The following is a 15,654-nucleotide window of genomic DNA, read 5'->3' as shown; positions in this document are numbered from 1 at the left end:
CGTGTCCGTTGCGGTTGCCGTCACGGTACTCTTTTGGGTGTCTGTCGCGACGCTGGCGATAGGCTTGGCGCGCCGGGCGAGGTTGTGGCGAACGGGCCGGGAAGCGGACGTCGAATGGGCGGGCCTCTTGGCTGTTCCCAAACGTTACTTCGTCGATCTCCATCATGTCGTCGCCCGCGATCCGTACATCGCGAACACGCACATCGCGACGGCAGGCGGTGCATTCGCGGCCCTGGTGCTCGTGGCGATCAACTACGGCCTCGGACTTTATGCACCGGTATTGGACTGGGCCATTCTACTCGCCGCAGGCGTCATGCTGACGGGCGTGTATTTCGTGTGGATGAGGCGGCGTCATCCCCCTCTCAGACTGTCCGGCGGCGCTTGGAACAGGTTGCCTTATACGTTGGCTGCGTTCGCGCTCGGGCTTGCCCTTCTGACGTTGGTGCCATCGCAAACGCTGTCTGCTGGAATAGCGATCGCTGCACTCGCGCTCCTGCTTGCAGGATCGGCGGAACTCGCGCTTGGGATCGGAGCCGGCGGTCCGATGAAGCACGCGGTCGCAGGGCTCCTGCATCTCGCATTCCATCCCCGGCCCGAGCGCTTCGCGGGAGTGCGATCAACCGCACTCTCGCCGCTGAAATTGAGCAATCACGATTTCGGAACGCGTAAGCCTTCTGATTTTCTATGGACGGAACTCTTGAGTTTCGACGCGTGCGTCGAATGCGGGAAATGCGAGCAATCCTGTCCGGCCTTTGCGGCAGGCCAGCCGCTCAATCCGAAAAAGCTCATTCAAGATCTCGTCGCCGGCTTATCGGGCTCGAACGATAGCGCCTATGCGGGAAGGCCCTATCCGGGCATCCCGATCGGATCGCATCACGGGGAGCTTTCCGCCGCGATCGTCCCGAAGCTGATTGAAGCGGAGACGGTGTGGTCCTGCACGACATGCCGGGCATGTGTCGAAGAGTGCCCCATGCTGATCGAGCACGTCGACGCGATTGTCGGCATGCGCCGCAGCCTCAATCTCACGCAGGGAGAGGTGCCCGGAACCGCGCCCGAAACGTTGAGTAACTTGCGCGAGACCGAAACCCAGGGCGGCCATGCGAGGGCCGCCCGATATAACTGGGCCGTCGATCTCGATGTGCCGATAATCGAGCCAGGCAAGCCCGCAGATTTGTTGCTTGTGGCGGGCGAAGGCGCATTCGACATGCGCTACCAGAGGACACTCAGAGCGCTCGTCAAACTTCTGAAGGCTGCAAGAGTTGACTTTGCCGTCCTCGGCGAGCGTGAGCGCGATACCGGCGACACCGCGCGCCGTCTCGGCGATGAGGCGACGTTCCAGTCTTTTGCGAAGCGGAATATCGAGACGTTTGCGTCGCTCGATTTCAAACGCATCGTCACGTCCGACCCGCATGTGCTGCACAGCTTGCGCAACGAATATCCGGCGCTCGGCGGGAAATACACTGTCATTCATCACACCGCCCTTCTTGCCGAGCTGGCCGAGCAAGGGAAGCTGCAGCTCGGAAAATCACCCGAGGCGAGGGCGCTGACCTATCACGATCCCTGCTACCTCGGCCGCTATAACGGTGAGACGGAAGCCCCACGCGCCCTCTTGCGAAAGCTCGGCATTGAAGTGCGCGAAATGCAGCGTTCGGGTCTGCGCGGCAGATGCTGTGGAGGTGGAGGCGGCGCACCGCTGACCGATATTCCCGGCAAGCAACGCATTCCAGATATTCGAATGGCCGATGCACGCGATGTCGGAGCGGACGTCATCGCCGTCGCATGCCCGCAATGCACCGCCATGCTGGAGGGCGTCGCAGGAGCGCACGCCGAGGTACTTGATATTGCCGAACTTGCCGCCGCCTCGCTGGAGGCTCGCCCATGAGCGATGTGAAACGCATCAATCCGCGCCGGCCCTACCGCATGTCGCCCACGGGGCTGCGCCGTATCGTGCTGGGAGAAATCGCATCCGCTGATCCGCACATTGGCGTGACGGCACATGAGACGCAGCAGGCTAAACCGTTGCGCACGCGCGAGCCGGCGAAGCGCTGGCACATGGCCGTCGCCCATTCCGAGCGCGGCCGCCTCGACGATCACGCGCGCGAAGCCATAGCGGCGGCAAGCATCCTCGCGACGCCGGACACGGGCGTCGTCGCGGTGATCCTCGGCGAACTTCATGAGAACGCCGGAGAACTCGGCGCAGATAAGATTGTCGTTGTTCCTGACCTCGACGCCACCCGATTTCAGCCGCAACGAGAAGAGGCGGTCGTCCAAGTTCTGTTGGACGAATTCGTACCCGCGCACGTGTTCATGCCCGACAATCTGCGAGGGGATGGCGACCTTGGTCGCCGTTTGATCGCCAAGGACAATGCCTTCGCGGCAACGCATGTGATCGAATTGGACGCGCGACACGTCTCGGTAAGTTGGTCCGGTGGCGCGGAGATCGCGAAAGCGCCGTTGCCGCGCTTCGTCCTCCTCGCGCCCGGCGTGGTCGACGCCAAGCTGCCGTTCGCTGGCGCTGGTGAGCTCTTGCCGGCTCCGAAACTGCCGGGCGTTACCGAGGCTTACCGCGACCTCGGGCTCGAGCCGACCGAGGCCGCTGACATTGCACTCGAAGAAGCGGACTTCATCGTCTCAGCCGGGAATGGCGTAGAGAACGTCGAAACGCTCGGCACGCTCGCTCGCACGCTCGGCGCTGCGATCGGCGCGAGCCGCGTCGCAGTCGATGAAGGCAAATTCTCCCGCGACAAGCAAATTGGCGCATCCGGAAAGTCGGTGAACGCGACGACCTATTTCGCAATCGGCATTTCAGGAGCGGTTCAGCATCTGCAAGGCATCAAGGGCTGCCGGCACGTCATCGCCATCAATCGCGACGGCGGTGCACCCATCGTCAAGCGCGCCGACCTCACCGTCATCGGCGACGCCGAAGAGCTTATGCAGGCGCTGATCACGCGGGTATCGCAAGCACGCAACCAGGGTGAAGTTCCGAGGTCGAAGGATGAGTAATGCCTTCACAGTCGCGGCTCTGATCTCGGCCGGCCGGCATCCGGTAAGCGGCGCGCCGCGAGCCTGCCGCGGGGATGCCGTCGCGATGGCATTGGGCCGCCGGATGGCCGGTGATGGCCTTCGTGTCGTTCACGCCGGTGCCGCGGAAGAACCGTCGCTTCAGGACTATCTGGCGCTTGGAGCAGGCACGATCGAGGCCTTGCCGCTCGATAGCAGCGGCGATGCCGTCGCGACGCTTGCCGCCCACCTGAAGAACGTCGATATCATCCTGACGGGAAGCAACGCGGAGTCGGGCGCCGGCAGCGGGCTGTTGCCGTACGCGCTGGCACGGGCTCTCGCGCGCCCAGTCGCAGGCAACGTCCTCGACGCGCGTGTTCAAAAAACCGCGGGTGAGGGCTGGGACGTCGAAATTCGCCAGTTCCTGCCGAAGGGGCAACGGCGGCGCATCGGTTGCGCTCTGCCGCTTGTGATTGCCGTTCATCCGCGCGCGCCCGTTCAACTGAAATATGCATACGCTCGGCGCCTCTCCGGCCGCATCGAACGGTTTCCGGAAACGCCCACAGATACTTGCGTCGCGCAGCCCGTGTGGACCGTAGAGACTGCGTCACGCCGTCCCATTCGGCTCAAGGCGCGGGAAACAAAGTCCGGCCACGCACGGATGCAGGCGGCCGTCGTCGCCGAGGCGAAAGGTGGCATTGTCGCTTTTGAAGGCTCAACCGTCGATAAAGCACAAGTGATGCTGAACTATCTGAGAGAACATCGTCTCGTCGATTTCTAGCATGCCCGTGCGAAGGGAGGATCACATGCAAATATCCAACGAACTGCGGGCGATGATCGGACGCCGCCGGCCGGGGTATAGCCTCGAAGCGCCGTTCTATCGGGACAAAGAGGTGTTCGACCTCGATATGGACGTCATCTTTGGACGCCACTGGATCTATGTCGGTGTCGAACCGGACATTCCGGAGCCGGGAGATTATTTCACGGTGCCGTTGGGCCGCACGTCGGTTGTCGTTGTGCGCGACGACGACATGACGATCCGCGCTTTTCACAACGTTTGCCGCCATCGCGGCGCGCGCCTCTGCGACGGCGATAAAGGCAGCGTTGGCAACGTTGTTTGCCCCTATCATCAGTGGACATACGATTTAAGGGGCAATCTTATTCACACTGAGCACATGGGCGAGGGATTCGACCGCAGCCAATTCAGCCTGAAGACGGTGCACGTCGGAAACGTTGCGGGCCTCCTGTTCATATGCCTTGCCGACGAGCCGCCAGCGGACTTCGAACAGATGCGCCGGGAAATGGAGCCATATATTCTCCCGCATCGGATCAGCGACTGCAAAATCGCGTACGAGGAAGATCTCATCGAGAACGGCAATTGGAAGTTCACGATGGAGAACAACCGCGAATGCTATCATTGCAAGGCGAACCATCCGGAGCTCACGGTCTCGCTCTACGAATTCGGATTTGGCTACCAGCCGTCGCCGGAGAATGCCGAAGAGGTTCATGCGTTCCGGGAACTGATTGAACGCGAGCATGCACGGTGGGAATCGTGCGGGCTTCCCTCCGTCGAACTCGAATTCCTGGACAGCCGCGCCACGGCCTTCCGTACCGAGCGTCTGCCGCTCGACAAGGCGGGTGAATCGCAAACGATGAACAGCAAAGTCGCATGCCAGAAATTGCTGGGTGACCTCACGCAGCGCAATCTCGGCGGCTTGTCGTTCTGGACCCAGCCGAATTCCTGGCATCACTTCATGAGCGATCATATCGTCACCTTCAGCGTGCTGCCGATAGATCCCGAGCGCACACTGCTCAGAACGAAGTGGCTCGTTCACAAGGACGCGGTCGAAGGCCGGGACTACGATCCGAAGGAGCTGAGCGAAGTGTGGCATGCAACCAACAAGCAGGACGGATCGCTCGTTGAGCGCACGCAAATCGGTTCGCAAAGCGCAGCCTACCAGCCTGGCCCGTATTCGCCCTACACGGAGGAGCTGGTGGAAAAATTCATGTCCTGGTACTTCAAGCGTCTGCGTACGGAAACGGGGCAGGAATCCGCAATCGTCAGCCCATTTGCAGCGAGCGCCTGATCGATCATGAGTGATAAAGGCCGGCCGAGCCGCCTGGGGCCGGAACTTTGGGACGCGACGCCCGGCAAGTGGAATGCCGATGAGGACGATACGCTCGTGTGCGCGCACGTGCGCCAGGAGACGCACGACGTCAAGAGCTTCCTGTTCCGGACGCAGTCGCCGCGTCTCTTCCGCTTCCGGCCTGGCCAGTTCATCACGCTCGAACTCGAGATCGATGGCGCGGTGATCAATCGCTGCTACACGATTTCTTCGCCGCCGACGCGGCCCGACACGCTGTCGATAACGGTGAAGCGCCATCCGGGCGGCAAGGTCTCGAATTGGCTGCACGATAACTTGAAGCCAGGCTCGAAGATCAAGGCGCTCGGACCATCGGGCGACTTCAGCTGCACGCTGCACTCGGGCCCGAAATACCTGTTCCTCTCGGGCGGCTCCGGCGTGACGCCGTTGATGTCGATGGCGCGCACGCTCTACGAACTCGGCGAAGATCATGATGTGGTCTTCGTCCACAGCGCGCGGTCGCCGCGCGACATCATTTTTCGCCACGAGCTGGCGATGATGACCCACGGCACCAGCAACTTTAGAACGGCGTTCGTATGCGAGAAGCAGGGCGAGGCCCGCGATTGGAGTGCGCCGACAGGCTACCTCACGTTGCCGCTGCTGAAGTCCATCGTCCCCGATCTGGCTGAGCGCGAAGTCTTCTGCTGTGGGCCGGAAGCCTACATGGCAAATGTCCGTGCCATGTTGCGAGACGCCGCTTTCGATATGGCGCACTACCACGAAGAAAGCTTCTCGTTCGAACGGCAAGGCGTGCCGCTAGCAGAATCCGCCGCTGCTGGGGCAGGAGCCGAAGCGCCCGGTCGGAGCTTCAAAATCGAATTCACGCGATCGGGCCGCACGATCGACTGCCGGCCGGATCAGTTCATTCTCGATGCGGCGCGAGCCGCCGGAATGCGGCTTCCGTTTTCTTGCAGCAAGGGCGTGTGCGGCACGTGCAAAAGCAAGAAGCTCTCAGGTCAGGTTGCGATGACGCACGGCGGCGGCATTCGCCAGCGCGAGATCGACGCCGGCATGATCCTGATTTGCTGCAGCAAGCCGCTCGAGAACATCACGATCGAAAAGTAATTCGCGCTCGTCAATCCTTGCGGCGCAAGATGGCCTGCAGGACGTCGCGAATGCCGATGGCACCCACGAAGCGATCCTCGTCGTCGAACAACGCGACGGGCGCGGTGCCGGACTTGTGCATGGCGAGAATGACTGTCTTCAGGCTCGTGCCGGGCCTTGCCCAATAGACGGGTGAAGAGTCTTCGTCGACGTGCTTTTCACACTCGCCGCATGTCACCCAAGCCGCTTGGCGGCCATCGCACTCGGCGGCTTCCACCTTGCCTGCCGCGTCGAGTTTGAATTTCGTCGTCTTTCGCCGGTCGAGCCAGATCCAGTCATCGCCCGCTTGTTCGAGATCGCGCATGTCGCGCATGACGTTCCACGCAGTCAGCACCGACAATGGATTAACATTGGCGATGAAATCGCGCACGTAGTCGTCGGCAGGCTGGAGCACGATCTCTTCCGGCGAGCCCGATTGCACGATCCGCCCACCTTCCATGATGGTGATGCGATTGCCGATCTTGAGCGCTTCCTCGAGATCGTGACTGACGAAGATGATCGTCTTCTTGATCGACTTCTGCAGTTGCAAGAGTTCGTCTTGCAGCTTGGTGCGGATGAGGGGATCGAGCGCCGAGAACGGCTCGTCCATCAGCAGGATCGGCGCGTCCGTTGCAAAGGCGCGGGCGAGGCCGACGCGCTGCTGCATGCCGCCCGAAAGCTCATGCACATGCTTCTCGGCCCACGTGTCGAGCCCGACGAGTTTGAGCTGACGGTCCACGCGCTCGGTGAGCTCCGCATGCGGAACGCCGGCGAGTTCGAGGCCGAGCCCCACATTCTCCCGCACGGTCCGCCACGGCAGCAGCGCAAACTGCTGGAAAACCATCGCGACCTGCGTCTGCCGCATATGACGGAGCGTAGTGGCATCGCACGAGGCGATGTCCACCATCCGGTCGCCGTCCTTCACCAGGACAGCGCCGCGCGACACCTTGTTGAGCCCGTTGACGGCGCGCAGCAATGTCGATTTGCCGGAGCCCGAAAGCCCCATCAGGACGGATATTTCGCCTTCATGCACGGTGAGATTGGCGCCGGCAGCGCCGAGCACGGCGCCGGTCTTGGCGAGGATTTGCGCGCGCGTCGCGCCCGCATCCACCATGGCCAACGTTTTCGGGACGTCCTTGCCGAAGATGATATCGACGTTCTTGAAGTCGACCGCGATGTTCATTTTCGCACTCCCGCTTGAACGGAGAGCGCCCGGTCGAGGATGATGGCGAGAATGACGAGCGCGAGACCCGCTTCGATGCCGAGCGGAATGTTCCGGTTGGCGAGAGCCTTATTGACCGGATTGCCGAGGCTCGGCGCACCGATCAGTGTCGCGAAGACGACCATCGACAGCGAAAGCATGATGCACTGCGTCAGGCCTGCCATGATGGAGGGAAGGGCCGCCGGCAACTCCACCTTCCATAAGAGCTGCCGCTTCGTCGCGCCGAAACTTTCGCCGGCTTCGAGCATCGGCTTCGGAATGGATGTCAGGCCGAGATACGTCATCCGCACGGGCGCCGGCATGGCGAAGATGATCGTTACGATGAGCGCGGGCGCGGCGCCGAGCCCGAACAGAATGAGAATGGGAATGAGATAAACGAACGTCGGCATCGTCTGCATCAGATCGAGAAGCGGCTGCGCCACCTTCCAGACCCTCGGGTTGTGAGCAGCCCATATGCCGAGCGGCACCCCGATTGCCATCGAGAGAGCCGTGGCGGCGACGACGAGAACCAACGTTTGGACGGTTTCTTTCCAAAGACCCTGGTTCAGAATGAAGAGGAAACCGATCAGCACGCCGATGGCTAACGGCTTGGACCGCCTGAGCCAGTAGGCGAACCCGGCGAGAGCGACGGCAAGGATGACCGGCGGGACTTGCAGAAGGAGAGCGGATGTCCCGTCGACGACCGTCTCGAGAATCCCGGAAATGGCATCGAACAGCCACTGAAAATAGTCCGTTACGAAATCGAACACGGACTTGCCGAACTGGCCTATCGGAATTTTCCAGGCGGCAATCAGCTTCGATACGGGATCCATCGGCGCTCCCCCTGAGCTGAAGCTCATCCCCGTATCGGACGGTCGCTAGATGCGGCCGTCCGGACTTGTCGGGTGGATGTCGTTGATGATGCTATTTCGCGAGTGCGGCTTTAACGGCAGCCTTGGCGTCGCCCCCATCGAATGTCGTGACGCCTTCGAGCCACGGCGTGGCGGCGTCGGGGTTGGCCTTCAGCCACGTGAGAGCGGTTGCCTTGGGGTCGGCGCCGTCCTTCAGAACCGGTCCCATCATCGCGCCTTCCATGGCGAGATTGAACTTGAGGTTGCTGAGGAATTTACCGACGTTGGGACATTCCTTCTCGTAGCCCGCGCGCACGTTGGTGCTGACGGTGGCAGCGCCGAAGCCGCTGTCGCCCATGCCGTCGAGATAGGCGATCTTCATTTCGCCCATCACCGGATGGGGCGTCCAGCCGAGGAATACGATCCAATCCTTCTTCTTCATTGCCTTTTCGGCTTGCGTCAGCATGCCGGCTTCCGAGCTTTCGACGAGTTCGAAGCCTGCCAAGTTGTTTTCCGGTTTGGCAATCATGCCGCTGATGATGCGATTGCCGTCGTTGCCGGCTTCGATGCCGTAGATCTTGCCGCCGAATTTATCCTTATGAGCACCGAGGTCCGCCAGGCTCTTCACGCCCGCGTCCGCCACGTACTGCGGAACGACGAGGCCATAACCGGCATCGCTCAGGTTGACGCCGATCGTCTCGACGGATTTGTCGTCGACGTAGGCTTTGATGTCGGCCGTCATGCTCGGCATCCAGTTGCCGAGGAATACGTCGATATCTTTGTTCTTCAATGAAGCGTAGGTCACCGGGACCGACAGCGTTTTGACCTCAGGCGCATAGCCGAGGGCTTCGAGCAGGTTCTGAGCGGTCGCGGTCGTGACTTGAATATCCGTCCAACCGACATCGGCGAAGCGGACTTTCTTGCAACTCGCGCTTTCTGCGTGTGCCGTGGTTGCGGCCAGACCCAGGGCAAGGGCGACCCCCATCGCGATGCGTGTCATGACAACTCCTGTTGTTGGCGATACCAGGTGTTACTGACAACAGACCGCCTGATCGGATCGGAGCAACAGCCGGTGATCCTCCTGCGTTGGCAATCTGTTGATGGCGTCACCCGAGAGGGCAACCCCCGAAGCTAAGCACGGCCAATAGCCGTCGATTTCACAATTGCGACGCGATTCTGCGTTTACGCGCCTAACGGGCATCCTTTCGTTTTGAAAGTCGTTTCTATTGAGCCGGGCTTCAAAAATCGCAGCCTCCCCAGATCGGCGAACTCAGATCGACGGCAGTCGCGCGCGGCTCGTTTCGCGTCTGAGTGCCGGCGATGTGTTGAACGCCGGCGGCTCGGACTTCTGCGGCTGACGCTCGCTTCGCGGCGTGCGTCCGTAAAGGGCGCGATAGGACTTGCTGAAATGGCAGGTCGATTGAAAGCCGCAGGAAACGGAGATCTGCGTGATGGACATCTGCGACTGGAGAAGCAATTCGCGTGCGCGCCGCAGCCGAAGCTGCAGGTAATATTTCGTCGGCGTCGTATCGAGCGTTTCCTGAAACATTCGCTGAACCTGACGCAAAGACAGTCCCGCCAGCTTGGCGAGTTCGACGGCGCTCAACGGCTCCTCGAAGTTGGCTTCCATGAGCGCCGCGATATCGACCAGGGCGCCGTGGTTAAATCCGAGGCGCGCTGCCAGCGGAATATGCTGCCGGTCGTAGCCGTCTCGCACGCGCTCGAGAATGAATTGATTGGAGATCTCGGCGACGAGCGTCTTGCCGAAGCTGCTGCGCACGAGGGCGAGCATCATGTCGATGGGGGCAATTCCGCCCGTGCAGGTCATGCGATCGCGATCGATGACGAACAGCTCTTCCTGGAAATTTACCCGCGAGTGAAACTCGCGAAGTCCGGCCATATTTTCCCAATGGATGGTACACTTGTAGCCGTCGAGAAGGCCTGATTTCACGAGTGCATAAGTGCCGGTGCACAGCCCGCCGAGCACGACCCCGTCACGCGCTATGCGGCGGAGAAGATTGACGACCTTGTCGTTGACGAAGTTCGCGACGTTGGTGCCGCCGCAAACGAGCACCATGTCGAGATCGTCCGCGGCATCGTAAGTGGCGGCGCTGGAATACGACATTCCGTTGCTCGACGGCACAGGCCGGCCATCGAGTGTAAGAATTGTCCAAGAGTAATGGGTTTGGCCGCTTAAGCGGTTGGCCATCCGAAGAACTTCGATCGCGCTTGAGACGGCGATCATGGTGTATTCGTCTAAAGTCAAGAATCCGATCCTGCGGATCGCGCTCAACTTCGCCGGAACTTCGTTCACGTCGCAAAAGCTCCCACGTCAAACGGGAAGGCTAGATTATGTCGTGATCAGTGCGTCTGGGGCTTGCCGCTCCTGGCATAAAGCCAAGGCGACAAGGTTTGCGAGCAGAACCCCGAACGCAAATAGTAGCACCAAGTCGCATTTTGACAAGTTCAGATAACGCATTCCGCCGACATTCCATTGGCGCTGACGGAGTTTACGTCCGCTGTCGCCGCCGAAGTCATTTGCGTCGTATCTGAGATAGCTCGGAAAAGGCTGAGGCCGCATAGGAAAGAAGGCTTTGGGAAGCGGCGGAAACGTGCGCACTAATAGCTTTCACCATCGGCGAGAAAGACATCTCGTTCAGCTGAATTCCTAGGCAATTGAGTATTCATGGTGCACGTGCTGCAGAGCTACATCGGGGGCCGGTACACCGCCTCCAAAGCCGCCGAAACTTTCGAAAACACGAATCCCGCAACCGGGAAGCTCATCTCGCGCGTTGAAATCGCGCTTGAGCCGGAGGTCGATGCTGCACTGCGTTCGGCCGAGGAAGGATTAAAGCGTTGGTCCGCCATATCGGGCGCCGAGCGTGGCCGCATTCTGAATAAGGCCGCCCGCATATTACGCGACCGCAATAACGAGCTGGCTCGCCTTGAAGTCCAAGACACCGGCAAGCCAATTCAGGAAGCGGAAGCCGTCGATATCGTGAGCGGCGCCGACTGCATCGAATATTTCGCCGGAGTCGCCGGCTCATTGCGCGGCGAGCAGATCGCGCTGAATAACGCCTTTGTTTATACGCGCCGCGAACCCATCGGCATATGTGTCGGCATCGGGTCGTGGAATTATCCTATCCAGATCGCGTGTTGGAAGTCGGCGCCCGCATTGGCCTGCGGCAACGCGATGATCTTCAAGACGTCGGAACTGACGCCGACGACATCGGCAAAGCTCGCCGAAATCTATACGGAGGCAGGCGTTCCCGACGGTGTCTTCAACGTCCTGCACGGCGACGCGCGGACGGGAACTCTGCTGACGTCGGACCCGCGTGTCGCCAAGATCTCGCTGACGGGATCTGTCGGAACGGCGAAGAAAATCCTCGCGGCAGCGGCAGCCTCCTTGAAGCGAACGACGATGGAGCTGAGCGGTAAGTCGGCACTTCTCGTCTTTCCGGATGCGGATTTGCGCCAGGCGGTATCTGCGGCGATGCTCGGCAATTTCTATACGCAGGGCGAAATCTGCACGAACTGCACGCGCGTCTACGTCCACGAGGACATTCACGATCGCTTCGTCGATATGGTCGTCGAGCGCACGAAGAAACTGCGCATCGGCGATCCTTTGGCGCCTGAGACGCAGGTCGGCGCCCTGATCTCGCAAGTGCACATGGATCGCGTCCTGGGCTTTGTCGCGGCGGGCCAGAAGGAGGGCGCGCGCCTCTGCTACGGCGGTGAGCGCGTCGACGCGGACGAACTCGCCCGCGGGAATTTCGTACGTCCAGCCGTGTTTACCGAATGCACCGACGATATGAGCATCGTCCGCCAGGAGATCTTCGGACCGGTGATGTCGGTTCTGAAGTTCCGCGATGAGGATGACGTCATCACCCGCGCGAACGCCACCCGCTTTGGCTTGGCGGCCGGCGTCTTCACGCGAGACCTCGCGCGCGCACATCGTGTTGCAGCGCGTCTCGAAGCCGGCATCTGCTGGATCAACAACTACAATGTGACTCCGGTCGAGATGCCGTTCGGCGGCATCAAGGAGTCTGGTTTCGGTCATGAGAACGGGCAAGCCGCGATTGATCACTACACGCAGTTGAAGAGCGTCTACGTCGAGCTCGGCGACGTCCAATGCCCCTATGAATGACGAGAATGCTAGGCTTCACTCCTAAGACCTGGGGATCTGTCCAGAGATGAGCACTGCCCAAGACTTCGATTATATCATTGTCGGCGCCGGGTCGGCCGGGTGCGTGCTCGCCAATCGCCTGACGGAAGATCAGGACACCCGCGTATTGGTTCTGGAAGCAGGGCCGCAGGACCACAGCATTTTCATTCACATGCCGTCCGCATTCGCCTATCCGCTAGCTGGCACCAAATACAATTGGTGGTACGAGTCGGAGCCGGAACCGTTTCTCGATAACCGGAAGATGTACTGTCCGCGCGGCCGCGTCGTCGGTGGTTCGTCATCGATCAACGGCATGATCTACATTCGCGGGCATGCCTTCGATTATGACGCCTGGGCGCGGCGTCAGGGTCTTCAAGACTGGAGCTATTTCGATTGTCTCCCGTACTTCAAGAAATCCGAGACGCGGCTCAAAGGCGGTGATGCCTATCGCGGCAGCTCGGGTCCGCTCTACGTGACCACCGCACCCTGCACAAATCCGCTCTACGATACATTCGTCGAGGCGGGCCGTCAGGCAGGCTATCCCGTTACCGAAGATATGAATGGCCGCCAGCAGGAAGGCCTCGGCCGGATGGACATGACCGTCTACAAAGGACGGCGATGGAGTGCTGCGAAGGCTTACCTCCGCCCGGCACAAAAGCGCGGCGGCGTCGAGGTCAAGGCGAAGTCTCTCGTCACGCGCATCCTCTTCGAAGGCAAACGAGCGGTCGGCGTCGAATACAGCCGGAATGGACGTCTTCAGTCCGCTCGCGCCACGCGCGAAGTGATCGTCAGCGGCGGCGCGATCAATTCGCCACAAATCCTGATGTTGTCGGGAATTGGCAACGCCGACGAGTTGAAGAAGCTTGGCATTCCTGTGGTGGAGCACGTGCCGGGCGTGGGAGAGAACCTGCAAGACCATATCGAAGCCTACGTCCAATACGAATGCAAGGAGCCGGTCTCGATTTACAGCGCCAACAATCCGCTGGCGAAACTGAAGATCGGCATCGAATGGATATTGACGGGGAAGGGCCTCGGCGCGACCAACCATTTTGAATCGGGCGGCTTCATTCGCAGTGAGCCCGGAGTCCTCCACCCTGACCTGCAATATCACTTCTTCCCGATGGCGATCAGCTACGATGGTTCGTCTGCCGCGAAAGGCCATGGATTTCAGGCGCACATCGGACCGATGCGCCCGACGAGCAGCGGATACGTGAAACTCAAATCGTCCGATCCGCGCCAGTACCCGCGCGTGCTCTTCAACTACATGCAGACGGAGCAGGATCGCAAAGAGATGCGCGCCGGCATCCGTCTGACGCGCGAGATATTCTCTCAGAAGGCATTTGATCATTATCGCGGTGATGAGCTGACGCCGGGCCCGGCGAGCAACAGCGACGCGGATATCGATGCATTCATTCGGGCGAAGGCCGAAAGCGCGTACCATCCGTCCTGCTCCTGCCGGATGGGGACGGACGATATGGCGGTCGTCGACGGCAAAGCGCGGGTTCACGGCATCGAGGGTCTGCGCGTCGTCGACGCTTCGATCATGCCCGACGTCGTGAGCGGCAATCTGAACGTCCCGACGATCATGATGGCTGAGAAATTGGCCGACGTTATCCGGGGCCGGACGCCTTTGCCGCGCGAGGAAGTTCCGGTGTGGGTCAATCCCAACTACCAGACCAGCCAGCGTTAAGAAATTTTGATTAGGCGGCGGGAGCAACGCCGGACCTGACACGCGCGTTCTCTCTAGGATGAATGCCGGATTAAGCTTACCTTCCGGGGACGGAGGTGCGCGATGAGATGGCTGCTGGTCGAGCGAAAACCGGACGTTGTGTACGCGGGCCGGCCTGCCGTTTATCTCGGCGTAAATGGCGGGGAAACGAGCGATCCAGGCATGGCATTGACGTTCCAGACGCGGGAAGCCGCCGAGGCCCACCGCCGGAACTTGAAGCGCCCGTACGATTGGGTCGCGACGACCGCCGGAAGCTGACCCGGAAACCTGACGGAGGGAACCTCGAACGTTGCGACCGCGTTCCGACGAACGCTGAGGCATGCTATCCTGCTATCCTGTACTGCGTTCTCGAGGAGTTTAACGATGGCAACCGCGCGGTCCTTCTGGAAAGGACATTTGCGCTTGGCGCTCGTTACCATTCCCATCAGGTTGGTTAGCGCGACCGCATCCGAAGACAAGATCGCCCTGCATCAGGTCGACAAAAAATCGAAGCAGCGTATTCGCTATCAGAAAGTGGCGGGCGAGAGCGGCAAGGTCGTGCCGCAGTCCGACATCGTTCAGGGCTATGAGCTTGATGATGGCAACTATGTCCTCTTCGATGCGGATGAACTGGACAAGCTGAAGCTATCGACACGCCACACCGTCGAGCTGACCGAATTCGTCGAAGCCTGCTCCATCGATCCGCTGTACTTCGACAACCCGTATTACGTTCTGCCCGATGGAGACGTCGCCGAGGAAGGATATCGCATCATCCGCGACGCGCTCCGGGCCACCAAGAAATACGGCGTCGGCCAGCTGACGATGCGAGGCCGCGAGAATCTGATCGCAATGAAGCCTTGCGGCGACGGCCTGATGATCGAAACGTTGCGCTATGCCAGCGAAGTGCGCGACGCCGACGAGATCTTTGACGGGATCGGCAACGAAAAGCTTCGTCCCGAGCTCGTAGGTATGGCGAAACAACTCATCGACGAGCGTACGCGAAAATTCAATCCGGCCGACTTCAAGAACCATTACGCCGAAGCGCTGCGCAAACTCGTGAAGGAAAAGGTTGAGGGCGGCCTCTCGACCGAAGTTTCCGGAGGCGAGGAACAGCCGTCAGGCGGAACGGTCATCGATTTCATGGAGGCTCTGCGCCGCTCCACTGAAAAGTCGGGATCGAAACCGGCTGCGCCATCGAAAACCAAGACCGCGGCGTCCCGCCAAAAGCGCGAACCGGTGAAGCGCGCTCCCGCAAAAACGCCGAAGAAAAAATCGCGCGCACGCGGATAAAAAGACGGAAAACAACAGACTCGTGCTACGTTGTGTGCGTCGCGAAGTTCGCTGCTCGATCATATTATCGATGTCCATGGACGCCGCGTCTTATCAATAAATGTGAGTACAGGAAGCGTTGTTGCCTGATTGCGTTGGCAATTTCAGGAGGTTTCCATGCACCCCATTTTTGCGCTCTGGATGTGGATCATGATGATCCCGCATTTCACCCA

General features: G+C 60.4%; 13 protein-coding genes. 9 read left to right on the top strand and 4 right to left on the bottom strand.

What is annotated here, in order from left to right; translation table 11 throughout:
• Position 1 precedes the first annotated feature (1 nt).
• Genes BM399_RS07295 through BM399_RS07275 form a run of 5 tightly spaced genes read left to right on the top strand, consistent with a single transcriptional unit; the run spans position 2 to position 6,209 of the window.
• Positions 2-1,882, top strand: a complete 1,881-nt coding sequence (locus BM399_RS07295; RefSeq protein WP_092866660.1) for a (Fe-S)-binding protein — start codon at positions 2-4, stop codon at positions 1,880-1,882.
• Positions 1,879-3,003, top strand: a complete 1,125-nt coding sequence (locus tag BM399_RS07290) for an electron transfer flavoprotein subunit alpha/FixB family protein (RefSeq protein ID WP_092866657.1) — start codon at positions 1,879-1,881, stop codon at positions 3,001-3,003. The genes BM399_RS07295 and BM399_RS07290 overlap by 4 nt, the downstream gene beginning before the upstream one ends.
• Positions 2,996-3,781: a hypothetical protein gene (locus BM399_RS07285; RefSeq protein ID WP_092866654.1), complete on the top strand. Its 786-nt coding sequence runs from the start codon at positions 2,996-2,998 to the stop codon at positions 3,779-3,781. The genes BM399_RS07290 and BM399_RS07285 overlap by 8 nt, the downstream gene beginning before the upstream one ends.
• Positions 3,782-3,806: 25 nt before the next feature.
• Positions 3,807-5,087: an aromatic ring-hydroxylating oxygenase subunit alpha gene (locus tag BM399_RS07280; protein ID WP_092868102.1), complete on the top strand. Its 1,281-nt coding sequence runs from the start codon at positions 3,807-3,809 to the stop codon at positions 5,085-5,087.
• Positions 5,088-5,093: 6 nt separating this feature from the next.
• On the top strand, positions 5,094-6,209 hold the full coding sequence (locus tag BM399_RS07275) for an FAD-binding oxidoreductase (protein WP_092866651.1): 1,116 nt from the start codon (positions 5,094-5,096) through the stop codon (positions 6,207-6,209).
• A gap of 10 nt (positions 6,210-6,219) precedes the next feature.
• Here the strand turns inward: BM399_RS07275 and choV are convergent, their stop codons facing one another.
• From choV to BM399_RS07255, 4 genes are all read right to left on the bottom strand, one after another.
• A complete protein-coding gene (gene choV, locus BM399_RS07270; protein ID WP_092866648.1) occupies positions 6,220-7,410 on the bottom strand; it encodes a choline ABC transporter ATP-binding protein in 1,191 nt (396 codons plus the stop codon).
• Complete coding sequence (gene choW, locus BM399_RS07265; RefSeq protein WP_092868101.1) at positions 7,407-8,261, bottom strand: choline ABC transporter permease subunit; 855 nt, start codon at positions 8,259-8,261, stop codon at positions 7,407-7,409. The genes choV and choW overlap by 4 nt, the downstream gene beginning before the upstream one ends.
• A 91-nt stretch (positions 8,262-8,352) precedes the next feature.
• A complete protein-coding gene (gene choX / locus BM399_RS07260; RefSeq protein WP_092866645.1) occupies positions 8,353-9,279 on the bottom strand; it encodes a choline ABC transporter substrate-binding protein in 927 nt (308 codons plus the stop codon).
• A 270-nt stretch (positions 9,280-9,549) separates the two neighbouring features.
• Positions 9,550-10,593 carry a GlxA family transcriptional regulator gene (locus BM399_RS07255; protein WP_092866642.1) on the bottom strand — a complete coding sequence of 348 codons (1,044 nt, stop codon included), beginning with the start codon at positions 10,591-10,593 and terminating at the stop codon, positions 9,550-9,552.
• A gap of 372 nt (positions 10,594-10,965) precedes the next feature.
• Between BM399_RS07255 and betB the strand changes: the two genes are divergently transcribed.
• The 4 genes from betB to ku all read left to right on the top strand — a co-directional run bounded on the left by betB (position 10,966) and on the right by ku (position 15,442).
• The gene (gene betB, locus BM399_RS07245) at positions 10,966-12,426 is read left to right on the top strand and encodes a betaine-aldehyde dehydrogenase (protein ID WP_092866636.1); all 1,461 of its coding nucleotides are present in this window, start codon (positions 10,966-10,968) and stop codon (positions 12,424-12,426) included.
• A 46-nt stretch (positions 12,427-12,472) separates the two neighbouring features.
• Positions 12,473-14,134 carry a choline dehydrogenase gene (betA, locus tag BM399_RS07240; protein WP_092866633.1) on the top strand — a complete coding sequence of 554 codons (1,662 nt, stop codon included), beginning with the start codon at positions 12,473-12,475 and terminating at the stop codon, positions 14,132-14,134.
• 102 nt (positions 14,135-14,236) lie between these two features.
• Positions 14,237-14,431, top strand: coding sequence for a hypothetical protein (locus tag BM399_RS07235; protein WP_177228079.1), 195 nt, complete (start codon positions 14,237-14,239; stop codon positions 14,429-14,431).
• A 105-nt stretch (positions 14,432-14,536) separates the two neighbouring features.
• Positions 14,537-15,442 carry a non-homologous end joining protein Ku gene (ku, locus tag BM399_RS07230; protein ID WP_092866630.1) on the top strand — a complete coding sequence of 302 codons (906 nt, stop codon included), beginning with the start codon at positions 14,537-14,539 and terminating at the stop codon, positions 15,440-15,442.
• Positions 15,443-15,654 lie beyond the last annotated feature (212 nt).

Origin of the sequence: Hyphomicrobium facile (genome assembly GCF_900116175.1) — a bacterium.
Classification (GTDB): Bacteria; Pseudomonadota; Alphaproteobacteria; order Rhizobiales; family Hyphomicrobiaceae; genus Hyphomicrobium_B; species Hyphomicrobium_B facile.
This window is presented reverse-complemented; position numbering and strand designations above follow the sequence as displayed.